The organism is Candidatus Symbiopectobacterium endolongispinus, from assembly GCF_018777385.1.
GTDB classification, from domain to species: Bacteria; Pseudomonadota; Gammaproteobacteria; order Enterobacterales; family Enterobacteriaceae; genus Symbiopectobacterium; species Symbiopectobacterium endolongispinus.
Map to the genome: position 1 here is coordinate 78,953 of NZ_JAFJYB010000007.1, position 23,083 is coordinate 102,035.

The window sequence follows — 23,083 nt, forward strand, 5'->3', positions numbered from 1 at the left end:
GCATTATACAGTACCTGTTGATTATGGATGTGTAAACATCTGGACGGCTAAATGAGGATTAACGATGGCAATTTTAAATCGCACACTGGGTTTTCCGCGCGTCGGACTGCGCCGTGAACTGAAAAAAGCGCAAGAAGGCTATTGGGCAGGCAACCTTACTCAGGCTGAACTGCTGGAAGTGGGCAAATCGCTGCGGGCACGTCACTGGCAACAGCAGAAAGACGCTGGCGTTGACTTGCTGCCGGTGGGTGATTTTGCCTGGTATGATCATGTACTGACACCGCCAGCCTGCTGCTGGGTAACGTGCCTGCGTGCCACCAAAATGCCGATGGCAAGGTTGATATCGACACGCTGTTCCGCATTGGCCGTGGTCGTGCGCCGACGGGCGAACCGGCGGCCGCCGCAGAGATGACCAAATGGTTTAACACCAACTACCACTACATGGTGCCCGAGTTCACTCAGGGACAGCGTTTTGCCTTGACATAGACGCAACTGCTCGACGAAGTGGACGAAGCGTTGGCACTGGGCCACAAAGTCAAACCTGTGCTGCTGGGGCCAGTGACCTACCTGTGGTTGGGCAAAGTGAAGGGTGACGCATTCGATCGTCTCTCCCTGCTGAAAGACATTCTGCCGGTGTATCAACAGGTGCTGGCAGAGCTGGCTAAACGTGGTATCGAGTGGGTTCAGATTGATGAGCCTGCACTGGTGCTGGAACTGCCGCAAGAGTGGCTGGATGCCTTTAAACCGGCTTACGATGCGTTGCAGGGCTCGGTCAAACTGCTGTTGACCACCTATTTTGACAGCATCGGCCATAACCTGGATACTCTCCGTGCGCTGCCGGTACAAGGTCTGCATGTGGATCTGGTGCACGGTAAGGATGATGCCGCTGCGCTGCTGGCGCAACTGCCGGCTGATTGGCTGGTATCACTGGGTGTGATTAACGGTCGTAACGTGTGGCGTGCGGATCTCAGCACCTGGTTTGAACGCCTGCAACCGCTGGTCGGGCAGCGTCAACTGTGGATCGGTTCTCCCTGCTCTCTGCTGCACAGCCCGATCGATCTGAGCGTGGAAACGCGTTTGGATGACGAAGTTAAAAGCTGGTTCGCCTTCGCATTGCAGAAGTGTGCTGAACTGTCGCTGCTGACGGCGGCACTGAACAGTGGCGAGGGTGCTGCTCTGGTGGAATACAGCGCACCGATTCGTGCGCGCAGCACCTCAACGCATGTTAACAATGCGGCAGTGACTCAGCGTATGGCGGCGATTACCGCGCAGGATAGCCAGCGTCAACACGCCTATCCGGTACGTGCCGAGGCACAGCGCGCACGTTTTAATCTGCCCGACTGGCCGACTACCACCATTGGTTCCTTCCCGCAAACCACAGAAATTCGTGGCCTGCGTCTGGACTTCAAGCAAGGCCGCCTTGATGGCAACAACTACCGTACCGGCATCGCCGAACACATCAAACAGGCGATTGTCAAGCAGGAACGTCTGGGTCTGGACATATTGGTGCACGGTGAAGCAGAACGTAACGACATGGTCGAGTATTTTGGTGAACACCTGGATGGCTTTATCTTCACCCAGAACGGGTGGGTGCAGAGCTACGGTTCACGCTGCGTGAAACCGCCGGTGATCATTGGTGATATCAGCCGCCCGGAACCGATCACAGTCGAGTGGGCCAAGTATGCCCAATCCCTGACCGACAAGCCGGTAAAAGGTATGTTGACCGGGCCGGTGACCATCCTGTGCTGGTCGTTCCCGCGCGAAGATGTCAGCCGTGAAACCATCGCCAAGCAGATCGTGCTGGCACTGCGTGATGAAGTGGCGGATTTGGAAAGTGCAGGTATCGGTATTATCCAGATTGATGAACCGGCACTGCGTGAAGGGCTGCCGCTGCACCGTTCTGACTGGCAGGCTTATCTGGCATGGGGCGTGGAAGCATTCCGTCTGAATGCGGCCGTGGTACGGGATGACACCCAGATTCACACCCATATGTGTTACTGCGAGTTTAATGACATCATGGACTCCATTGCGGCATTGGATGCGGATGTGATCACCATTGAAACCTCGCGTTCCGACATGGGGCTGTTGGAGTTGTTCGAAGAGTTCGAGTACCCGAATGAAATTGGGCCGGGCGTGTACGATATCCACTCACCGAACGTACCGAGCGTGGAATGGATTGAAGCGCTGTTGCGTAAAGTGGCGCAGCGTATTCCCGCCGAGCGCCTGTGGGTCAACCCGGACTGCGGCCTGAAAACGCGCGGTTGGCCGGAAACGCGTCAATCACTGGCTAACATGTTCGAAGCGGCACAGCGCTTACGCGCAAACGAAGTTTAACCTCACAAGGTTGGTATCAAACGCAGGGCGTTTCTCCCTGCGTTTTTTTTGCTTATTTCACACCATACTGCGCAAACCACGCCAGCATACGCTGCCAGCCATCCTGAGCGGACGCTTGATGATAGCTGGGGCGATAATCTGCATGGAAAGTGTGTCCTGCCTTGGGATACACTACAATCTCCGCCGTGGCGTTGGCGGAGCGTAGCGCCTGTCGCATCAGCTCGACCTGATCGAGCGGGATACTGCCATATTCTGCGCCGTACAAACCGAGCACGGGCGCACTGAGATCGGCGGCGATATCCACCGGGTGTTTCGGCGTAGTCAGGGTTTTGTTACCGGAAAATTTACCGTACCAGGCAACGGCGGCTTTCAACTGCGGATTGTGCGCCGCATACAGCCAACTGATTCGCCCACCCCAACAGAAGCCGGTAATCCCTATTTTGTTAGCATCGCCGCCTTGCCGCACGGCCCAGTTGGCCGTGCGATCGAGATCCAATAGCACCTGTGCATCCGGCACCTTACTGACCAGTACGCTCAGCAACGTCGGAATATCATCATACTGATGTGGATCGCCCTGACGGAAATACAGTTCTGGCGCGATGGCAATATAACCCTGTTTCGCCAGCCGACGGCAAACATCCTGAATATGCTGATGCACCCCAAAAATTTCCTGCACCACCAGAATGATGGGATAAGGCCCATCACCTGATGCCTGTTTGGCGAGGTAAGCGGGAAGCTGCTCACCTTGGGACGGAATGGTGGTCTCACCCGCGATAATCCCTTGGCTGTCGGTGAGGATAGTTGACTCGGTATGGGGCGTAACGGCACGGGTTATCGCCCGATCGGTTTGTCGGAGTTCCAGCGGTTCGGCCACTTTCATGGTGGTTGTTCTCCTCTTGAGCATAAAAGGGATTATTGGTGTGACAGCGCGCAATTTATAAGTGTATACCACTGTATTGGTTTCTTTTGGTAGTGAGATATATCACTGCTGTTAGGGTACTGATGCGCTAGGATAATAAACGGTACTATCTTGCCCATAATGAGGAGACGAGTATGTCTGAATCTGATGTGTTCCACCTGGGGTTAACCAAACAGGGGCTGCAAGGGGCGACGTTAGCCATTGTGCCCGGCGATCCGGCGCGGGTTGAAAAAATCGCGCGCGAGATGGATAACCCTGTGTTTCTGGCCGCGCACCGTGAATTTACCACTTGGCGTGCTACGCTTGCAGGGCAACCGGTGGTTATCTGCTCTACGGGTATTGGCGGCCCCTCGACCTCCATTGCGGTGGAAGAACTGGCGCAATTATGCGTCAGAACCTTTCTGCGCGTGGGCACCACAGGGGCGATCCAGCCTGATATGAATGTGGGGGATGTGTTGGTGACGACGGCGGCTGTGCGTTTGGACGGTGCCAGCCTGCACTTTGCACCGCTGGAGTATCCGGCTGTGGCCGATTTTGCGTGCACTGCCGCGCTGGTTGATGCTGCGAAGGCCTCAGGTTTCCCGCTGCACATTGGCGTAACCGCCTCTTCGGATACGTTTTATCCGGGGCAAGAGCGCTACGATACCTACTCTGGGCGCGTCGTGCGACGTTTTCAAGGCTCAATGCAAGAGTGGCAAAGCATGGGCGTGTTGAATTATGAAATGGAGTCGGCCACGCTGCTCACCATGTGTTCCAGTCAGGGGTTGCGGGCGGGCATGGTCGCAGGCGTCATCGTCAACCGCAACCAGCAGGAAACACCGGATGTTGCGACGATGAAGCTGGCGGAAACCGCTGCCGTTACGGTGGTGCTGGATGCAGCACGCCGGTTATTGAGTGCCTGAGTTTTCCGCTACGTATTGCAAGGAGTTGTATGACAACATCAGCACCACGCCATCCCTCTTTGGTTGCGTTAGAGGGCGGCATCAATTTCCGTGATTTAGGTGGATTGTATACCGCAGATGGGCAACGTATTCGCCCGCGCAAACTGTTCCGTGCAGGCTCGTTGGATCAACTGAGTGCCGCGGACTGTGAGCACCTGGCCGGTGTTCCCGTGTCGCACGTGGTTGACTATCGTGACCCGGATGAAGTGACGGCCAAGCCTGATATTCTATGGGAAGGCGCGCATTATCACACGTGCCCCGCCAACCCGATTCGCCACGAGGTCACGGCCAGTCTGGAGTCGTTGGGTTCAGATCAGTTCTCTGCGTTTGACTCACAGGCCTTTATGCTGGAACTCTATCGGCGTTTGCCTTTCAACAATCCCGCCTATCGTCAACTGGTTGCCCTGTTGCAGAGACCAGAAGAAGGGGCACTGGTGCAGCACTGTGCTGTCGGCAAAGATCGTACCGGCATCGGCTCCGCTCTGGTGTTGTTTGCGCTCGGGGTGGATGAAAAGACGGTGATGGAAGATTATCTGGTTACGGACATCACCCTTGCGCCTTTTCGCGAGCAACTGCTGACATCGCTGGCCGATACGCTGAATGAGAAAGCGCTGTCGCAATTCTCCTTTGTGCTCTCGGTTCAGGAAGCCTTTCTGGCGACCGCACTGCGAACTATCAAAGAACGCTATGGTTCTATAAACCGTTGGCTGGCGACGGACTATGGGCTGGATGATGACGCGCGCTACCAATTGCAGCGTAAGTATCTGGCTGACTAAGTAAAGCAAGGCGATATCCCGCCTCAATGTGAGGCGGGAACAGAGCGGTGTTGCGGTTAGCCCGTGTTGCGCATACCCGCTGCCACGACGGCAATGGTCACCATCAGCGCCAGTTCCGCCTCTAGGCTGGGTTTTCCTGCTCACGCGAACGGTGTAACAGCTCGGCTTGCAGCACGTTTAACGGGTCGGTATAGACGTTACGCAGCGCGATAGATTCAACAATCCACGGCAAATCTGCCATCAGATGGTCATCGTTGGAAATCCGCAGCACCACGTTGATATCTGCCGCCAACTGGTCGCGCAACTCTTTGCCCAAAGGCCACAGTTTTTCGTCGACCAGACGCTGATCGTAGTATTCCGCCAGCCACAGGTCCGCTTTGGCGAACACCATTTCCAGCATCCCGATACGCGTGGAGAAGAACGGCCAGTCGCGGCACATGGTTTCCAGCGCTTTCTGCTGACCATTTTCCACGATTTTTTGCAACGCCGCGCCCGCGCCCAACCAGGCTGGTAGCATCAGGCGGTTTTGCGTCCAGGCAAAAATCCACGGAATGGCGCGCAGGCTTTCTACACCACCGTTAGGACGGCGTTTGGCCGGACGTGAGCCGAGCGGCAGTTTACCCAGTTCCAGTTCCGGCGTTGCGGCGCGGAAGTAAGGCACAAAGTCGTGATTTTCACGCACATAACCGCGATACATATCGCAAGACACGCGAGAAAGCTCATCCATGATGTCGTGCCATTCCGGTTTCGGCTCTGGCGGCGGCAGCAGGTTAGCCTCAATGATAGCACCGGTATAGAGCGACAAATTGCTGATGGTCACTTCCGGTAAACCGAACTTGAAGCGGATCATTTCTCCCTGTTCGGTGACGCGCAGGCCGCCTTTCAGGCTGCCCGGCGGTTGTGACAGCAGGGCGGCGTGAGCCGGTGCGCCACCGCGACCGATGGAGCCGCCGCGTCCGTGGAACAGCGTAAGCGCAATGCCTGCTTTCTCGCAGGTTTTGATCAGTGCGTCCTGCGCGCGGTATTGCGCCCAGGAAGCCGCCATCAAGCCCGCATCTTTGGCGGAGTCGGAATAGCCGATCATCACCATCTGCTTGCCCTGGATAAAGCCGCGATACCAGTCGATACCCAGCAGTTGCTTCATCACATCGTCGGCGTTGTTCAGGTCATCCAGCGTTTCAAACAGCGGGGCGACTGGCAAGGCGAAGGGACAACCCGCTTCTTTTAACAGCAGGTGCACGGCCAGCACGTCGGATGGTGTGCGCGCCATGGAGATCACGTAAGCGGCGATAGAGCCCTGCGGCGCTTCGGCGATCACCTGGCAGGTATCCAGCACTTCTTTGGTTTCTGCGCTCGGTTCCCACTGACGGGGCAACAACGGACGTTTGGAACTTAATTCTCGAATCAGGAACGCCTGCTTGTCGGATTCAGACCAGCTTTCGTAGTCGCCCAGCCCAAGGTAGCGGGTGATTTCCGCCAGTGCTTCCGTATGACGCGTACTTTCCTGACGAGCATCGATACGTACCAACGGCACGCCGAAACAGCGCACGCGGCGCAGGGTATCGAGCAGTTGGCCGTCGGCGATAATGCCCATGCCACAGGCATGTAGCGATTGGTAACACGCGTGCAGCGGTTCCCACAGCTGTTCGTTGTGTTCCAGCAGATCGTGCGGACGCGGCGTGCGCTCGCCCTTCAGGCTGCCCTCAAGGTAAGTCAGGGTCGCGTTAAGCTGCGCACACAGGGATTTCATAATAACGCGATAGGGTTCCTGAACCTATTCCCCTTCTGCGATACCGGTGCGCTCACGCAGCTCCGGTGTGCATTCCGACATGGAAAGCTCGGACACCAGTACCTGAATATCACGCAAAAACAGGTCTGCGGCTTTCCAACGGCTCAGCAGCAGGACGTGACGGGTAATTTTGGCGGTCACGTTTGGGTTGCCATCGCGGTCGCCACCCATCCAAGAGGTAAAGCGTACGGGGACAGAATCCACCGGCAGGCGGAAACCAAAGGATTTTTCCAACTGCTCATCCAGCTCGCGCAGGAAGGCTGGCACCCCTTCCCACAGGCTGTTTTCCACCACGGCAAAGCCCCATTTGGCTTCGTCTACGGGGGGGGGTTGGGCGGATCTTACGGATCTCATCCGTATGCCACGACTGGGCGATCAACTGACGCAGACGGCGCATGATCTGGTTGCGCTCATAGTCTGCCAGATCGTTGTGATCGAACTGTTTTAGGCAGGTGTTTACCTCAACCAGCTTATGAATCAGCGTGCGACGGGTAATTTCTGTAGGGTGTGCGGTCAGCACCAGTTCAATGGAGAGCATCTCCACCGCGTCACGAATATCGCGTTCGCTTAAGTGTGCCTGCGCTTTCAGACGATCGAACCCCTGAGATAAAATTTCCGGGTTGCTGGCCGCTTCGCCGCGTGGCGAAATTGAGTGATATTGCTCTGCTGTGTTGGTCAGATTAAGGAACTGGCTGAAGGCGCGCGCGACTGGGAGCAACTCCTCATTGGAGAGATTTTGCAGCGTGTTCAACAGCTCCTGACGGTGCTTTTCATTGCCTGCGCGGGGCGATTTTGACAGCTTACGGATCGTCTCGACCTTATCAAGAATACTCTCTCCTAATGCATCCTTGATGGTGTCACCAAGAAGTTTACCCAGCATGCTCACATTACTTCGCATCGCGGAATATTGTTCGTTCATATTTACCCTGACCCATCTCTATTTTTTGTAAGTTTGTTTCATTGAAAGACGCAAAACGCTACCTTCATCTAGCCACGCCCGGCGGGATTCGTCAATTGACGATTGGTTGTTTTATCACCCTGCCAGTTTTACCCCCCTATTGTTGTACCTGCTTTCGTGTGGGATTGGCAATTGGTGAAATTTAATTACATCCGTGTGCAGATTAGGGGCGCTTATTAAGCCCCTCCTTTCACGTTTACCGGCAGAAATGTTGCACCATCTGGGTGATCAACTTATGCGTTGGGGCGATAAATGCGGTGTCGATATATTCATCCGGCTGGTGGGCTTGTTCGATCGAACCGGGGCCGAGCACCAGCGTCGGGCACAGCGTCTGGATAAACGGCGCTTCGGTGCAGTAGTTCACCACATCCGTGGGCACGCCCAGCAATTTCTCAATCACGCCTACCAAGGCGTGATCCACTGGGCATTCATAGCAGGGGATCGGCGGATGCAGCTCGCTGACGCTCACGCGTCCCGGCCAACGCTCGCTCACTGGCGCCAGCGCTTCCGTCACCAGACCGTTTAAATCGTTCAGCGTTAATCCTGGAAGTGGGCGGATATCCATATGCAGTTCACAGCAGGTACAGATGCGGTTAGCCGCATCGCCACCGTGAATATGGCCGAAATTCATGGTTGGATAGGGGATATGGAACGCCGCGTTGTGATAACGGGTTTGCAGCGTATTGCGCAACACCATCAAGTGGGAGATGGCATCGTGCATCAGTTCGATAGCGTTTACGCCGCGCGAAGGATCGCTTGAATGGCCGGATTGCCCTTGAATCCGCACTGCATTTGACATATGGCCTTTGTGGGCGCGAATCGGTTTCAACGATGTTGGTTCGCCAATGATGGCGCAGTCCGGGCGTATCTGCGTAGATTCAGAGAAATATTTGGCGCCCGCCATGGTGGTCTCTTCATCGGCGGTGGCCAGCACGTAAATCGGTTTGGTCAGCGTTGCCGGATCGATGTCGCGCAGCGCATCCAGAATAAAGGCGGAAGAAGCCTTTCATATCCGCAGTGCCCAGCCCGTAAAGCTTGTTATCGTGTTCTGTCAGGGTAAAGGGATCGCGCGTCCAGCGGCCATCATCAAACGGCACCGTATCGATATGCCCAGCCAGCAGCAAGCCACCCTGGCCTTGGCCGATGCGCGCCAGCAGATTGAATTTATGCCGCGTACCGGGCACTGGCTGTACCTTAACGTGAAAGCCCAAATCGGCAAACCATCCGGCGAGCAGATTGATTAATGCTTCATTGCTCTGATCTAGCGCCTGATCGGTAGCGCTGATGGAAGGCGTCGCGATCAACGCCCGATACAGCTCAATAAATGGGGGTAAATTCATCTTCACTGTTGACAGCCTTATGTTAGGATAGTATCAATATTCATGCGTTTATTTTGAATAAAAATACAATAACGCGTAGCGAAAGGAAACTGTTTCTAACCCTTGGATGAGACATTACCTGATAGTCTACACTTGCACCGGTCGAATACCGTTAGCGGGTTTGGCGTTTTGTAGATACCCTGTTTTAACGACATTGTTTTTAACGATGCACTGTTTACATTATTTTAGTGGAAGGTATGCAGATCCCATGCTGAATACGTTGATTGTTGGCGCAAGCGGTTATACTGGCGCTGAACTTGCACTCTATCTGAATCGTCACCCTCAGATGAACCTTACCGCACTTGCGGTATCCGCGCAGAGCGTTGATGCGGGCAAACGCATTTCTGATCTGCACCCTCAACTGAAAGGCATCATCGATTTGCCGGTACAGGCGCTGACGGATGCCGCCGAAGCCGCCAAAGGCATCGATGTGGTGTTTCTGGCGACCGACCACAAAGTGAGTCACGATCTTGCGCCGGTGTTTCTGGCCGCAGGCTACGTGGTGTTCGATCTCTCCGGTGCGTTTCGCGTGCAGGATGCTGAATTTTATCGCCGCTACTACGGTTTCGAGCATCAACACGCTGACTGGCTGGCGCAGGCGGTGTATGGCCTGGCCGAGTTTCAGGCGGAGCGCGTCAAGCAAGCGCAGCTGATTGCCGTCCCCGGTTGTTACCCGACGGCGTCACAGCTGGCACTGAAACCGCTGGTGGATGCGCAACTGCTCAACACCGACCAGTGGCCGGTTATCAATGCGGTCAGCGGTGTGAGCGGAGCCGGACGTAAAGCGTCGCTCACCAGCAGCTTCTGCGAGGTGAGCTTGCAACCTTATGGCGTGTTCAATCACCGTCATCAACCCGAAATTGCGACCCACCTGGGCATTCCGGTTATCTTCACGCCGCATCTGGGGAATTTCGCGCGCGGGATTCTGGCGACCATTACCTGTCGCCTGAAGCCGGGGGTCAGCGCGCAGGATGTGGCGGAAGCTTACCACAATGCCTATCACGACAAACCGCTGGTGCGCCTCTACGATAAAGGGGTTCCGGCGCTAAAATCGGTTGTTGGCTTGCCGTTTTGTGATATCGGTTTCTCCGTACAGGATGGGCACCTGATTGTGGTCGCCACGGGAGACAACCTGCTTAAAGGCGCGGCGGCGCAAGCTGTACAGTGCCTGAATATTCGTTTTGGTTTCCCTGAAACCCAATCTTTGCTCTGACATAATCCTGAGGCACGAAAGCGATGAATCCGTTAATTATCAAACTGAGCGGTGTGTTACTAGACAGCGAAGAAGCGCTGGAGCGTCTGTTTACGGCGCTGGTTGCCTATCGTGAGCAATACCAGCGACCGCTGGTCATTGTGCACGGCGGTGGCTGCCTGGTGGATGACCTGATGAAAAAACTGGCGCTACCCGTAGTGAAGAAAAATGGGCTGCGCGTGACACCAGCGGATCAGATCGACATCATCACCGGTGCGCTGGCTGGTTCGGCCAATAAAACGCTGCTGGCTTGGGCGAAGAAACACGCCATCAACGCGGTGGGTTTGTGTCTGGCGGATGGCGGCATGACCACGGTAACGCAGTTGGATGAATCCTTGGGTTACGTTGGTAAAGCACAGGCGGGTTCTGCCGATCTGCTCAATGCGCTGCTGAGCGCCGGGTATCTGCCAATCGTCAGTTCTATCGGAATTACCGAACAAGGCGATTTGATGAACGTTAACGCCGATCAGGCCGCAACCGCGCTCGCGGAGACGCTGGGTGCCGATTTAATCCTGTTGTCGGACGTGATGAGCGGTATCCTCGATGGTAAGGGGCAACGTATTGCGGAAATGACCGCGCAGAAAGCAGAGCAGTTGATTGCGCAGGGGATTATTACCGATGGCATGATCGTTAAAGTCAACGCGGCGCTGGATGCGGCTCGCGCGCTGGGTCGCCCGGTAGATATCGCCAGTTGGCGTCATGCCGATCAACTGCCCGCGCTGTTTAACGGCACGCCGATTGGCACGCGGATTCTGGCGTAAATCTGTTAATCTGTAAGGCATTTCCGTTGGCTGAAAGGCAACGGAAGCGAGCATGCGGGTCCGCCCGCATGGTTACAAGACATTGAAGCACATTTTGGGAGTATCGGTTATGGCGTTGTGGGGCGGTCGTTTCAGTCAGGCGGCAGATCAGCGGTTCAAACAATTTAATGACTCGCTGCGGTTTGATTACCGTCTGGCGGAGCAAGATATAGTCGGCTCCATCGGCTGGTCAAAAGCGCTGGTGGCGGCCAATGTTCTCAGCGAACAGGAACAGCAGCAGTTAGAGCAGGCGCTGAATGCGCTGCTGGCCGAGGTGCAAGCTGATCCGGAACAGATTCTGCAAAGCGACGCCGAAGACATTCATAGCTGGGTAGAGCAGAAACTGATCGACAAAATGGGCGATTTGGGTAAAAAACTCCACACTGGCCGCAGCCGTAACGATCAGGTCGCCACCGATCTTAAACTTTGGTGTAAAGCGCAAATCAGCGAACTGCAACTGGCCGTGCGCCAACTGCGTTCCGCGTTGGTGGCTACGGCTGAGGCGAATCAGGATGCGGTGATGCCGGGTTACACCCATTTGCAGCGCGCTCAACCGGTGACCTTTGCCCATTGGTGTCTGGCTTACCATGAAATGCTGGCACGCGATGAAAGCCGCCTGGAAGATACGTTAAAACGCCTTGATGTCAGCCCATTGGGCTGCGGCGCGTTGGCCGGGACGGCCTATCCTATCGATCGTGAGCAACTGGCAGGCTGGCTGGGTTTTGCGTCTGCCACGCGTAACAGTCTGGACACGGTGTCAGACCGCGATCACGTGCTGGAACTGCTCTCTAATGCCTCGATCGGCATGGTGCACCTGTCACGCTTTGCCGAAGATCTGATCTTCTTCAACAGCGGTGAATCCGGGTTTGTTGAACTGTCCGATCGTGTGACCTCCGGTTCATCCCTGATGCCGCAAAAGAAAAACCCGGATGCGCTGGAGCTGATCCGCGGTAAATCGGGTCGAGTGCAAGGCGTGCTGACCGGAATGATGATGACGCTCAAAGGCTTGCCGCTGGCGTACAACAAGGACATGCAGGAAGACAAAGAAGGGCTGTTCGACGCGCTCGATACTTGGCATGACTGTCTGATGATGGCGGCACTGGTGTTGGAAGGCATTCAGGTCCGTCGTCCGCGCTGCCAGGAAGCGGCGCAGCAGGGTTACGCCAATGCGACCGAACTGGCAGACTATCTGGTGGCAAAAGGCGTTCCGTTCCGCGAAGCGCACCACATTGTCGGTGAGGCCGTGGTGGAAGCAATTCGGCAGGGTAAGCCGCTGGAAGCATTGCCGCTGGCGGATTTGCAGAAATTCAGTGCCACCATTAGCGATAACGTGTATCCCATCCTGTCGCTGCAATCCTGTTTGGAAAAACGCGCGGCCAAAGGCGGTGTGTCACCACAGCAGGTAGCACAGGCGATTGCCGATGCCAAAGGGCGTCTGTAACGCTGATAGCGCTCTGTCACCTGTATCAGGGCCGGATTTCCGGCTCTTTTTTATTCAGCCAATAACCATAAGTCATAACGCAAGACGCCCCACATTTTAACAATTTCACCGCCGACAACGATGTCGCTTTACGTTGGCCTGCGCTATTCTTTCTGGACATACATACAGCATCATTTTACCTTGACGGACAGTGGCGATAACGAAAGGAATGCGACGTGGATATCACCCTCTTTTACGGTGTAGGCGGCGGGGCGGTCGGAGTGCTGGTGGGATGGCTGGTTGCCAGCCTGCGTTACCAGCAACGCCGCGCCCAGCAAGAAACGGAACAACGTATACAAGAACAAGCGTTACAGCAGGCGCAAAGCGCGGTACGTTAGCTTCAGCTTGCGCGTGATAAGGACGAACAGCGCCTGCGTCAGGATGATATGGAACTGCGTTTGATGCACGGTAAACTCACCGCCCATCAGGAAAAGCTGCTGATCATGGCCCGGTTGCAAAATGAGTGCAACCAGCTCAACCAGGAATTGCGCGCGCTGCGCGAAGCAAACGGTGCGCAGGAAGCGGAACTGCGTGAAGTCACCATCCGTCTGGAAGAGACGCGCCTCGCTGCTGAGGAAAAACAGCGCTTGTTAATCAACAGTGAGCAACGCCTGACGACACAGTTTGAAAATCTGGCTAACCGGATTTTTGAGCACAGCGGTCGCCGGGTGGATGAACAAAATCAACAGAGCCTTGATAAACTGCTTACGCCACTGCGGGAACAACTGGACGGTTTTCGTCGTCAGGTCCAGGAGGGGTTCGGCAGTGAAGCGCGTGAGCGCCACACGCTGGCGCATGAAATTCGCCAGTTGCAGCAACTCAATGTGCAAATGGCGCGAGAAGCGGTCAACCTGACGAAAGCCCTGAAAGGCGATAATAAAACCCAGGGGAACTGGGGCAAAGTGGTGCTGGGACGCGTGCTTGAGGCTTCGGGCCTGCGTGAAGGCCATGAATACCAAACGCAGGTCAGTATCCAGACGGGCGCAAACGGACGCATGCAGTCGGATGTGATCGTTCGTCTCCCACAGGGCAAAGATGTGGTGATTGATGCCAAGATGTCGCTGGTGGCCTATGAGCGCTACTTTAACAGCGAGGACGACGGGGAACGCGCCAGCGCACTCAACGAGCATATCGCCTCCGTGCGCGGGCATATCCGCCTGCTGAGCAATAAGGACTATCAACAATTGCCGGGGCTGCGCTCGTTGGACTATGTGCTGATGTTTATCCCCGTCGAGCCTGCTTTTCTGGTTGCTATCGACCGCCATCCTGAATTGATCAGCGAAGCCCTGCAACACAACATCATGCTGGTAAGCCCTACCACGCTGCTCGTCGCGTTACGTACCATCACCAATCTGTGGCGTTATGAACAGCAAAGCCGCAATGCGCAGCAGATCGCCGATCGTGCCTCTCGGCTGTACGATAAACTGCGTCTCTTTGTGGAAGGCATGGCGGTGTTGGGGCAAGGTCTGGATAAATCACAGGTTAGCTATCGGCAGGCTATGAACAAACTGGCTTCCGGGCGCGGTAATCTGATAGCCCAGGTAGAAGGTTTCCGTTCCCTTGGTGTTGAGGTTAAGCGTACCATAAACCCCAACGTGGCAGAGCAAGCGGTGCTATCTGCTGAGGCTAACGACGAGACCGGGTGGCTGTCTTAGCAGCCTGAAGCAATGCAAACTGACATCCCGACCAGCGGAGAACAACCTGCCAGTGCAGACGTGGGAATATCGAACCAGCTGTGATGCGTTGCGTATGTTCACGTTTTACAACTTTATTCAGTGCATCAGAGCTATGGGTTTTTAAGCCTGGCCTGTTACACTCCCCCCATTAAGGGGTAGTTCCAAAATTTGATGTTCCTCTTCGATTGTTGATGCGAAACGCACACAGACACGCCAAGCTCGTGTTGCGCATAACGCTCGACAGCGCAATGTGAGCGGTGAGTCTAGCCGAGAGTGCGCAAAGGGGATTGACCACAATTCTGATTTGGAAAAGTAGGGCGAAGAACATGACGAACGATCCGGAGAAAACCACTCATTTTGGTTTTCGTACTGTCGATAAAAACGATAAAGAGGCCATGGTAGCGGGCGTATTTCACTCCGTAGCGGGAAAATATGACCTGATGAACGATTTGATGTCCTTCGGGATTCATCGTGCCTGGAAACGATTTACCATTGAGTGCAGCGGCGTCCGGCGCGACCAGCGCGTGCTGGATCTGGCGGGCGGAACGGGGGATTTGACGGCTAAATTCTCACTTCTGGTCGGCGAAGCGGGGGAAGTGGTGCTGGCCGATATCAATGCTTCCATGCTGAAAGTGGGACGCGAAAAGCTCCGCAATCTGGGGATTATTGATAACGTCAGCTATGTGCAGGCCAATGCGGAGGCGCAGCCCTTCCCGGATGACTACTTTGACTGCATCACCATTTCTTTCGGTTTACGCAACGTGACGGATAAAGACAAAGCGCTGCGCTCCATGTTCCGCGTCCTGAAGCCCGGCGGCCGTTTGCTGGTGCTGGAGTTTTCCAAACCGATGTTGAAACCGCTCAGCAAAGTCTACGATTTCTACTCATTCCATGTTTTGCCGCGTATTGGCGATATGGTGACCAAAGATGCGGGCAGCTACCGTTATTTGGCGGAATCGATACGTATGCATCCGGATCAGGAAACGCTGAAGGGCATGATGGTGGATGCGGGCTTTGACAGTGTAAACTACTTCAACCTCACGGGAGGCATTGTCGCGTTACACCGTGGGTTCAAATTTTAAGTTGTTTTATAGTGGGAAACGCTGATGCTGATAACGTCTGTGCTGACTGCCGCGCTGGAAACGGCGTTAAATAGCCTGCTTTTTCGCGAACGTAGCTTGAAAGCGGCGCGCCAGCGACTACAGGGAAAAACGCTCAAAATTGTGTTAGCAGAACTGCCAATGCCGCTGGTATTGGTCTTTGGTGAGCACCGCGTTGATGTGGTAAGCCAGTGGGCTGATACGGCGGATTGTCAGTTAGAAACCCGGATACCCGCATTGCTAACATTGCGCGATCGCCAGCAGCTTTCATCGCTGATGCGTCGTGGTGAACTGGTCATTGAAGGGGATATGCAGGTTGTCCAACACCTTGTCAATCTATTGGATTTGGCGGAGTGCGACCCCGCAGAGTGGCTTGCGCCTTACACGGGCGACGTTGTTGCGCAAAGCATTGGTCAGACAGTACAAGGCGCGTTTCGCGGTGCGGCCCGTTTGTTTGATCGCCAGCGGCGTTATTTGGCAGAAACCGTAACGGAAGAGTGGCGGCTTGCGCCTGGGCGTTTAGAAGCGGCCTGGTGGTATGATGAAGTGGCCGCGTTAAGCGATGATGTCGATACGCTGGCGGCACGACTGGCGAAGCTGGAGTCTGCCGCATGACGCCAAGTGAATTGCTGCGCCTTTACCACATTATTCGCGTCATGTTGAGCTATGGGCTCGATGAACTGATCCCGCATTTGCGCATCACCTTACCGTTGCGTATCTGGCGCAAATTCCTGTTCTGGATGCCAAACCTCCATAAGGACAAACCGCTTGGTGAACGTTTGCGTTTGGCGTTGCAGGAATTGGGCCCGGTGTGGATCAAGTTCGGTCAGATGATGTCTACTCGACGCGATCTTTTTCCACCGGAGATTGCCGATCAGCTCGCTATCCTTCAGGATCGCGTCGATCCTTTTGACGGTAAACTGGCCCGTGAGCAGATCGAACTTTCGATGGGAGGCATTCTACTCGAAAGCTGGTTTGATGATTTTGAAATAGTGCCACTGGCCTCTGCGTCTATCGCACAGGTACATACTGCGCGGCTCAAAACAAACGGCCAGGAAGTGGTTATCAAGGTCATTCGTCCTGATATCCTCCCTGTCATTAAGGCTGATATGCGGCTGATGAACCGTTTGGCGGGCTGGTTGCCGATGCTGTTACCGGATGGACGACGTTTGCGCCCGCGAGAAGTAGTGCATGAGTACGAAAAAACCCTGCTTGACGAATTAAACCTGCTGCGTGAAGCGGCAAATGCCATTCAATTGCGCCGTAACTTTGATGGCAGCCCGATGCTGTATATTCCGGAAATCTATTCGGATTATTGCAGTGAAAACATGCTGGTCATGGAGCGTATCTACGGTATTCCGGTCTCAGACGTTGAGGCGCTGAAAGCCAACGGCACCAATATGCCGCTGCTGGCGGAGCGCGGCGTGCAGGTGTTCTTTACTCAGGTGTTCCGCGACAGCTTCTTCCACGCCGATATGCATCCGGGAAATATTTTTATCAGCTATGAACACCCTGAAAACCCGCAATATATCGGTATTGATTGTGGCATCGTTGGGTCATTGAACAAAGAAGATAAGCGCTATCTGGCAGAAAACTTCATTGCCTTTTTCAATCGCGATTATCGTCGCGTTGCTGAACTGCATGTAGATTCCGGCTGGGTGCTTGCCGATACTAATGTTGAAGAGTTTGAATTTGCGATTCGCACCGTGTGCGAACCCATTTTTGAAAAGCCGTTGGCAGAGATCTCCTTTGGGCATGTGTTATTAAACTTGTTCAATACGGCGCGCCGCTTCAACATGGAAGTGCAGCCACAGTTGGTCTTGTTGCAAAAGACGTTGCTCTACGTTGAAGGTGTAGGCCGCCAGCTTTACCCGCAGTTGGATTTATGGAAAACAGCCAAGCCTTTTCTGGAGTCGTGGCTGAAAGATCAGATGGGGGTTGCTGCACTGATTCGCGGATTGAAAGAAAAGGCCCCCTTCTGGGCGGAAAAACTGCCGGAAATTCCCGAGTTGATTTACGATGGTTTGCGGCAGCATCGGCTGCTGCGCCACAGTGTTACACAACTGACAGATGAACTGCGCATGCAGCGAGTGCGTCAAAGCCAGTCGCATTATTTACTTGGCGTTGGCGCGACGTTGCTGCTGGCTGGGTTACTCATGTTGGTGGGGCGTCAGGATCTCCCGGAAGTGATTTCGGCGGGGTTAATGGCCGCTGGTGTTGTGAGCTGGGTCATTGGTTGGCGTCGTACACGTTGAAGCAGATCATGACAGGCGCTATTAATAGCCGTATATAATAGTTACGGCTTTGACCTTATATGCCTTTCCGCCGCAGGAAAAAGGCGTTGCAGGAAACGCAAACCGAGCGCATCCTCTGGGCATGCATTCTCTAGGTAAGAATAACGCGCGGTGACTCGTTTTTGGACAAAATGCACACACGAACGTTTGCGGCGTGAAAGATGATAGATAACTCCCCTTTGTAGAAAAGAGGTAATTGGTATGGGTGGTATTAGTATTTGGAACTTGTTGATCATTGTGGTGATCGTGGTTCTGCTGTTTGGTACTAACAAGCTGAGAACGCTAGGCTCCGATTTGGGTGCATCGATTAAAGGCTTTAAAAAAGCCATCAGCGATGACCAACCTTCGTCCGCTGACAGCGCATCTGCAAACCAGAATGAAAAAACACAGCAGGATGCCGATTTCGCGACGAAGTCCATCACGGAACAACAGGCTGACGTAAAATCAGAAGAAACGAAGAGCCATCACAAAGAGCAGGTATAATCGGTGTTTGATATCGGATTTGGTGAGCTGATGCTCGTAATGGTGATCGGCCTGGTAGCACTCGGGCCTGAACGCCTGCCCGTTGCGGTTAAAACGATTGCTGGTTGGGTCAGAACGCTGCGCTCGCTGGCGTCTACGGTGCAAAATGAGCTGACCCAAGAGTTGAAGTTGCAAGAGTTGCAGGACAGTTTGAAGAAGGTGGAGCAGGCTAGCCTGAAAAACCTTTCTCCAGAGTTGAAAGCCTCTATGGACGAACTCAAAGAAGCGGCGGATGCGATGCGACGCGGTTATGCGAAACCCGGTGACAGCGCCACTGCGCAGTTGGGTGAGGTGCCGCATAAGCCGTTGGCGGATGCTGAGGCAGCACATGATGGTGTTATCAACGCCGAGCAGGCGTCGTCGCCAGCAGCGTTACCGTCTGTAGACCAACCCGCCGCTGCGCCATCCTCATCCCTTATCGATGTGGCACCGCCTGCGGCAGTCAATAGCTCACCAGAAGCGCCTTCTGCAACGGCTGTGCCTGACAATACGCCAGCTGTCGCTGCCGTGGCACCGACCGATGATGTACCCAATAAGCGCGCAGCGCCTGCCCCGGCTGTCGCGCCTTCCCAACCCTCTGCTGATGAACGCTAGTCTATGGCCGTTGAAGATACACAACCGTTAATCAGTCACCTGATTGAGCTTCGCAAGCGCCTGTTAAACAGCATTATTTGTGTGCTGGGCGTATTTGTCGTGCTGGTTTTTTTTGCTAACGACATCTATCAGATTGTCTCGGCACCGCTTATTGAACAACTGCCTGCCGGGGCCAGTATGATTGCCACCGACGTGGCCTCCCCGTTCTTTACGCCGATTAAACTCACGATGATCGTGTCGGTGTTTGTCGCTGCACCGTTGGTGTTGTATCAAGTCTGGGCGTTTATCGCTCCGGCGCTGTACAAACATGAACGTCGCCTGATGATGCCGTTGCTGTTCTCCAGCAGCCTGCTGTTCTATGCGGGTATGGCATTTGCCTACTTTGTCGTGTTCCCACTGGCGTTTGGCTTTTTTGCCAAGACAGCGCCGCAGGGTGTGCAAATCGCCACTGATATCAATAACTACCTCGATTTCGTGATGGCGCTGTTTATGGCGTTTGGCGTCTCTTTCCAGGTACCTATTGCTATTGTGCTGCTGTGCTGGAGCGGTGTGACCAACACGGAAGATTTGAAGAAGAAGCGGTCTTATGTGCTGGTTGGCGCTTTCGTTGTTGGTATGCTGCTGACGCCGCCGGACGTGTTCTCACAGACGTTGTTAGCTATTCCGATGTACTTGTTGTTTGAAGTCGGCCTGTTCTGCTCACGTTTTTACGTGGGGAAATGACGCCGTCAGTATGAGGCGGAAGAGCGCGAGGCAGAAGAAAGCAACGAAGGTCCATCGTCCTGAATCCTGTTGTTATCCCTGCTACGGCGGGGTTTTTGCGTTCAGAACGCCGCTTTGGTGCATAAATCTAAAGGGGGATTTTGGCGTGTGCAGTGAACGTTTCGTGCGCATTAACCCACGTGGTTATTTGCACCGTACAGCGCACGCGCCCGACACGGGACTCTCAATCGCCGTTCACCTTGTGGCCTCGTATTCCCCAGCGCTTCGGCAGATGTTTGCACGCAAGAGCTTGTATCTAAATGCATGGCTGCCTGAGTGCTTATCTATCTCTTAGCTCAACGGGATAAAAATTAACCTTGAGTCGGGGCTTGGGGTCCGTTAACCTTTGCTGCAATGAACTTCTCGTCTCACCTGAGCACACACGGAAAATGAATAAACACGACTGATGAATTCGGATCCTTGCTAACGCGAATGCGTTATCTGGAATGGCTATTGATTTCATTCAGGAGTGCTTATGGCTCATTGTGCTCAATCCCCTTCTTTTCTTTTACATCAGGTCACCTGCCAATTTGCGACAGGCTTGACGCTTTTTGGTCCGCTGACGCTGTCGCTTGAACCCTCATTGTGCGGCCTGGTCGGGCTTAACGGCTGCGGAAAAACATCGCTGCTGCGGCTGCTGGCAGGGCACGACACCCCCCGCTTTCGGTCATATTGAACGCGTGGGTTCTCTGGCATATGTTGCTCAGCAACATAGGGTTTTATCAACCACAACGCTGGCTGAACTGAGCGGCGGTGGACGCGTGCGGGCACTGCTGTGCGCGGCGTTTATGACTGATGCTGACTATTTACTGCTTGATGAACCGACGAACCACCTCGATAGACAGGCGAGAACGTAGTTTTACGACAAGCTTTCCCAGCGACGTGGCGGTGCATTGGTGGCAACGCACGATCGTGAACTACTGGCGATGATGTCGCGCATTTTGGAACTGACCCTGACGGGTCTGCGCAACTATGGCGGCAATTATGATGACTATCAGCGGCAGCGCCAGGCTGCTCAGGCGGCATTGGAACATGCCACTACCGAGCGTCGGCGCACCCGAATGCGTTTGCAAAAAGAGCATGATGCCAGCCAGCGGCGCTCGGCACAGACCTTACGCACGGTAGATTCACTGAATATCGCCTCATTTGAGCGGGTGCAATACAAAGCGGCGGCAAAAGCGCGTTTAGGCACACTGCGTAAGCAGCACCGTGAGCAAAATGGTGTGCTTAATGCTGCTGTCTGTGAGATGCGAGGAAGGGTCGAGGAAGATAGCCCGATATTATTTACGCTGCCAGGTAGCCATGTCGCACCCAATAAACCGGTGTTAGTGCTCGACGATCTCGTATTGCCCCACATCGCGAATGCGCCTTTCAACTGGAGGATGGATGGCCCGATGCGGGTAGCGCTGCGCGGGCCAAACGGCTGCGGCAAATCGACCATGCTTAAGGTGATTATGGGAGATGGAACGCCGGTATCGGGTGACTGTTGTGTTTCAGTCACCACGGCTTATCTTGATCAGCATTTGTCGCGTTTGGATCTCTCGTTGTCGGTACTGGCACATCTTAATACCGACGATACGCCTCTAGAGGAGGGGGTCTTGCGTACCCGGTTGGCGCAACTGCAACTGGATGCGAATAAAGTGGGTCTACCTCTGGCAGCATTAAGCGGCGGTGAGCGTTTGAAGGCGGCTTTGGCTTGTGTGCTGTGGCGTTGCGATGCCGCACAATTGTTGTTGGATGAACCCACCAACCATCTCGATCTTACGTCAACGCAGGCGATTGAGGCGGCGTTATCCACGTTTCCGGGGGCAATGATTGTAGTATCGCACGATGAAGCCTTTCTTTCTGGTTTGAGGCTTACGCACAGCCTCGAATGGCGGGAAACGGGGCGGCAGTGTCAACATGAGTAGCGAAGGCGCTGGTTTGAAAATGGCGGATGTCTAACTGTGATGATTCAAATTTATTGATGTTCTTCATCACGCGCTGGTGACTTTCTCCTGGCGAAAAAGGGCGTAGAGTAATCCTATCGAGTGCACTGGCACATCAATATGGCTCACTAAGGATACTTCTATGAACACTTCCCGGATGCCCGCACTGTTTCTCGGCCATGGTAGCCCGATGAACGTGTTGGAAGAGAATGAATATACGCGCGCATGGCGTCAGTTAGGCGAAACCCTGCCGCGTCCTAAAGGCATTATCGCGGTCTCGGCTCACTGGTATACCCGAGGTACGGCGGTAACGGCAATGGAAAAACCGCGTACCATCCACGATTTCGGCGGCTTCCCGCAGGCGCTGTTTGATACTCAGTATCCGGCACCGGGATCGCCTGAATTGGCAGAGCGCATTCAACAGGCATTGGCACCGCTGCCAGTGATTGCTGACCACGAGCAGTGGGGGTTTGACCACGGCTCTTGGGGCGTGTTGATCAAGATGTACCCGGATGCGGATATTCCCGTGGTGCAACTGAGCGTGGACGGTACGCAATCGGCAGAGTATCACTACCAGTTGGGCACCAAACTGGCAGCGCTGCGTGACGAAGGCTATATGATTGTCGCCAGCGGTAACGTGGTGCATAACTTGCGTATGGTGAAATGGGATGGCGATGCCACGCCTCATGACTGGGCGGTTTCCTTCGATCAGTTTGTCAAAGACAATCTGAACTATCAGGGAGATAACCATCCGTTGGTGGACTTTATGCAACATAAAGGGGCGGCGTTGTCGAACCCGACGCCCGACCACTTTTTACCGCTGCTCTATGTGCTGGGCAGTTGGGATGGCAAAGAGCCCATCACGGTGCCCGTCGATGGTATTGTGATGGGAGCCTTGAGTATGCTGTCGGTACAAGTGGGCGGTTAAGTTTGAATATCAAGCCCGTGCACAGCACGGGCTTGTCTTATTCGTGGTGGCATTAGCCGTTTTTAAGTGAATTAAAATATCCTGCGCTGTTTTTTTGTGGTTCTCGGACGCTTTGGCATTATTCAGTAGGCGGTTTGCCCAAAATGCCGATGCTTTAACATCCTTCTTCAACACTTTGCCATCGGCGAGCAGGCTTGCCAGCGCCGTTTGCGCGATAGGTAAATTGGCATTGGCCGCTTTGGTCAGGTACGCCTGCCCCTGCTGTGGATCGTGTGGAATTCTTTTCGAGGTAAAGTAGGTTTTGCCTACGGCAAACTGCGAGGGCACATGGCCACCATCCGCAGCGCGTTTCAGCCACACAAACCCTTCTTTCCAGGCGCTGTTCGAACCGCTGGTGGTCAGGTTATACGCCAGGCGGTTCTACGCTTCAAGATCGCCCTGTTCTGCACGTTTTACCAGATCGGTATCTTCATCGTAGATGGCTTTAACATCGGCAGGCAGAGAGGCGGTGCTGGCGGCGTGGGCGGTAAACAAGGTGCTAACGGCGCAAAGCAGCAGCGCAGACAGAAGTCGCTTTTTCATAAAAGTCCTTTTTCCATGAGGTAAATAACGCTATTGAATATCGGCGAAGAGAGCGTTTTCTTTAATCTT

The 23,083-nt window shown here is 54.4% G+C and carries 15 protein-coding genes and 5 pseudogenes; 15 read left to right on the forward strand and 5 right to left on the reverse strand.

What is annotated here, in order from left to right; all coding sequences use genetic code 11:
- Nucleotides 1–64: 64 nt before the first annotated feature.
- Nucleotides 65–2,334, forward strand: a pseudogene (metE, locus tag JZM30_RS21480) (5-methyltetrahydropteroyltriglutamate--homocysteine S-methyltransferase).
- A gap of 52 nt (nucleotides 2,335–2,386) precedes the next feature.
- On the opposite strand, the gene JZM30_RS21485 reads toward metE, so the two are convergent.
- On the reverse strand, nucleotides 2,387–3,214 hold the full coding sequence (locus JZM30_RS21485) for a dienelactone hydrolase family protein (RefSeq protein ID WP_252321253.1): 828 nt from the start codon (nucleotides 3,212–3,214) through the stop codon (nucleotides 2,387–2,389).
- Between the two features lie 173 nt (nucleotides 3,215–3,387).
- On the opposite strand from JZM30_RS21485, the gene udp reads away from it, so the two are divergent.
- The gene (udp, locus tag JZM30_RS21490) at nucleotides 3,388–4,155 is read left to right on the forward strand and encodes a uridine phosphorylase (protein WP_252321254.1); all 768 of its coding nucleotides are present in this window, start codon (nucleotides 3,388–3,390) and stop codon (nucleotides 4,153–4,155) included.
- A 29-nt stretch (nucleotides 4,156–4,184) separates the two neighbouring features.
- A complete protein-coding gene (locus JZM30_RS21495) occupies nucleotides 4,185–4,970 on the forward strand; it encodes a tyrosine-protein phosphatase (RefSeq protein WP_252321255.1) in 786 nt (261 codons plus the stop codon).
- A gap of 56 nt (nucleotides 4,971–5,026) precedes the next feature.
- Here JZM30_RS21495 and ppc read toward each other — a convergent pair.
- Together ppc and argE are read right to left on the reverse strand one after the other, a co-directional pair.
- A pseudogene (ppc, locus tag JZM30_RS21500) lies at nucleotides 5,027–7,678 on the reverse strand (phosphoenolpyruvate carboxylase).
- A 235-nt stretch (nucleotides 7,679–7,913) separates the two neighbouring features.
- A pseudogene (gene argE / locus JZM30_RS21505) lies at nucleotides 7,914–9,063 on the reverse strand (acetylornithine deacetylase).
- Between the two features lie 241 nt (nucleotides 9,064–9,304).
- Here argE and argC point away from each other — a divergent pair.
- From argC to ygiD, 12 genes and pseudogenes are all read left to right on the forward strand, one after another.
- On the forward strand, nucleotides 9,305–10,309 hold the full coding sequence (argC, locus tag JZM30_RS21510) for an N-acetyl-gamma-glutamyl-phosphate reductase (protein ID WP_252321256.1): 1,005 nt from the start codon (nucleotides 9,305–9,307) through the stop codon (nucleotides 10,307–10,309).
- 23 nt (nucleotides 10,310–10,332) lie between these two features.
- Complete coding sequence (gene argB, locus JZM30_RS21515) at nucleotides 10,333–11,109, forward strand: acetylglutamate kinase (RefSeq protein WP_252321257.1); 777 nt, start codon at nucleotides 10,333–10,335, stop codon at nucleotides 11,107–11,109.
- A 109-nt stretch (nucleotides 11,110–11,218) separates the two neighbouring features.
- Nucleotides 11,219–12,589 (forward strand): argininosuccinate lyase, encoded by a 1,371-nt coding sequence (gene argH / locus JZM30_RS21520; protein ID WP_252321307.1) that lies wholly within the window; start codon nucleotides 11,219–11,221, stop codon nucleotides 12,587–12,589.
- Between the two features lie 215 nt (nucleotides 12,590–12,804).
- Nucleotides 12,805–14,283 (forward strand): annotated as a pseudogene (gene rmuC / locus JZM30_RS21525) (DNA recombination protein RmuC).
- A gap of 347 nt (nucleotides 14,284–14,630) precedes the next feature.
- On the forward strand, nucleotides 14,631–15,386 hold the full coding sequence (ubiE, locus tag JZM30_RS21530; RefSeq protein ID WP_252321258.1) for a bifunctional demethylmenaquinone methyltransferase/2-methoxy-6-polyprenyl-1,4-benzoquinol methylase UbiE: 756 nt from the start codon (nucleotides 14,631–14,633) through the stop codon (nucleotides 15,384–15,386).
- A 24-nt stretch (nucleotides 15,387–15,410) separates the two neighbouring features.
- The gene (ubiJ, locus tag JZM30_RS21535) at nucleotides 15,411–16,019 is read left to right on the forward strand and encodes a ubiquinone biosynthesis protein UbiJ (RefSeq protein ID WP_252321259.1); all 609 of its coding nucleotides are present in this window, start codon (nucleotides 15,411–15,413) and stop codon (nucleotides 16,017–16,019) included.
- Entirely contained in the window at nucleotides 16,016–17,659 is a 1,644-nt protein-coding gene (ubiB, locus tag JZM30_RS21540; RefSeq protein WP_252321260.1) for a ubiquinone biosynthesis regulatory protein kinase UbiB, read from the forward strand. The genes ubiJ and ubiB overlap by 4 nt, the downstream gene beginning before the upstream one ends.
- Before the next feature lie 240 nt (nucleotides 17,660–17,899).
- A complete protein-coding gene (gene tatA / locus JZM30_RS21545; protein ID WP_252321261.1) occupies nucleotides 17,900–18,181 on the forward strand; it encodes a Sec-independent protein translocase subunit TatA in 282 nt (93 codons plus the stop codon).
- A 3-nt stretch (nucleotides 18,182–18,184) separates the two neighbouring features.
- On the forward strand, nucleotides 18,185–18,814 hold the full coding sequence (tatB, locus tag JZM30_RS21550) for a Sec-independent protein translocase protein TatB (protein ID WP_252321262.1): 630 nt from the start codon (nucleotides 18,185–18,187) through the stop codon (nucleotides 18,812–18,814).
- A gap of 3 nt (nucleotides 18,815–18,817) precedes the next feature.
- Nucleotides 18,818–19,537: a Sec-independent protein translocase subunit TatC gene (tatC, locus tag JZM30_RS21555; RefSeq protein WP_252321263.1), complete on the forward strand. Its 720-nt coding sequence runs from the start codon at nucleotides 18,818–18,820 to the stop codon at nucleotides 19,535–19,537.
- 514 nt (nucleotides 19,538–20,051) lie between these two features.
- Nucleotides 20,052–21,486 (forward strand): annotated as a pseudogene (locus JZM30_RS21560) (ATP-binding cassette domain-containing protein).
- 160 nt (nucleotides 21,487–21,646) lie between these two features.
- Complete coding sequence (ygiD, locus tag JZM30_RS21565) at nucleotides 21,647–22,432, forward strand: 4,5-DOPA-extradiol-dioxygenase (RefSeq protein WP_252321264.1); 786 nt, start codon at nucleotides 21,647–21,649, stop codon at nucleotides 22,430–22,432.
- Between the two features lie 9 nt (nucleotides 22,433–22,441).
- Here the strand turns inward: ygiD and JZM30_RS21570 are convergent, their stop codons facing one another.
- Nucleotides 22,442–22,792, reverse strand: coding sequence for a tetratricopeptide repeat protein (locus JZM30_RS21570; RefSeq protein ID WP_252321265.1), 351 nt, complete (start codon nucleotides 22,790–22,792; stop codon nucleotides 22,442–22,444).
- Nucleotides 22,793–22,852: 60 nt separating this feature from the next.
- Nucleotides 22,853–23,014 (reverse strand): hypothetical protein, encoded by a 162-nt coding sequence (locus tag JZM30_RS21575; RefSeq protein WP_252321266.1) that lies wholly within the window; start codon nucleotides 23,012–23,014, stop codon nucleotides 22,853–22,855.
- Nucleotides 23,015–23,083 lie beyond the last annotated feature (69 nt).

Excerpts from the sequence above, each read along its gene's own strand:
- JZM30_RS21485 (WP_252321253.1), bottom strand. The coding sequence starts at position 3,214 with ATGAAAGTGGCCGAACCGCTGGAACTCCGACAAACCGATCGGGCGATA.
- udp (WP_252321254.1), top strand. The coding sequence starts at position 3,388 with ATGTCTGAATCTGATGTGTTCCACCTGGGGTTAACCAAACAGGGGCTG.
- JZM30_RS21495 (WP_252321255.1), top strand. The coding sequence starts at position 4,185 with ATGACAACATCAGCACCACGCCATCCCTCTTTGGTTGCGTTAGAGGGC.
- argC (WP_252321256.1), top strand. The coding sequence starts at position 9,305 with ATGCTGAATACGTTGATTGTTGGCGCAAGCGGTTATACTGGCGCTGAA.
- argB (WP_252321257.1), top strand. The coding sequence starts at position 10,333 with ATGAATCCGTTAATTATCAAACTGAGCGGTGTGTTACTAGACAGCGAA.
- argH (WP_252321307.1), top strand. The coding sequence starts at position 11,219 with ATGGCGTTGTGGGGCGGTCGTTTCAGTCAGGCGGCAGATCAGCGGTTC.
- ubiE (WP_252321258.1), top strand. The coding sequence starts at position 14,631 with ATGACGAACGATCCGGAGAAAACCACTCATTTTGGTTTTCGTACTGTC.
- ubiJ (WP_252321259.1), top strand. The coding sequence starts at position 15,411 with ATGCTGATAACGTCTGTGCTGACTGCCGCGCTGGAAACGGCGTTAAAT.
- ubiB (WP_252321260.1), top strand. The coding sequence starts at position 16,016 with ATGACGCCAAGTGAATTGCTGCGCCTTTACCACATTATTCGCGTCATG.
- tatA (WP_252321261.1), top strand. The coding sequence starts at position 17,900 with ATGGGTGGTATTAGTATTTGGAACTTGTTGATCATTGTGGTGATCGTG.
- tatC (WP_252321263.1), top strand. The coding sequence starts at position 18,818 with ATGGCCGTTGAAGATACACAACCGTTAATCAGTCACCTGATTGAGCTT.
- ygiD (WP_252321264.1), top strand. The coding sequence starts at position 21,647 with ATGAACACTTCCCGGATGCCCGCACTGTTTCTCGGCCATGGTAGCCCG.
- JZM30_RS21575 (WP_252321266.1), bottom strand. The coding sequence starts at position 23,014 with ATGAAAAAGCGACTTCTGTCTGCGCTGCTGCTTTGCGCCGTTAGCACC.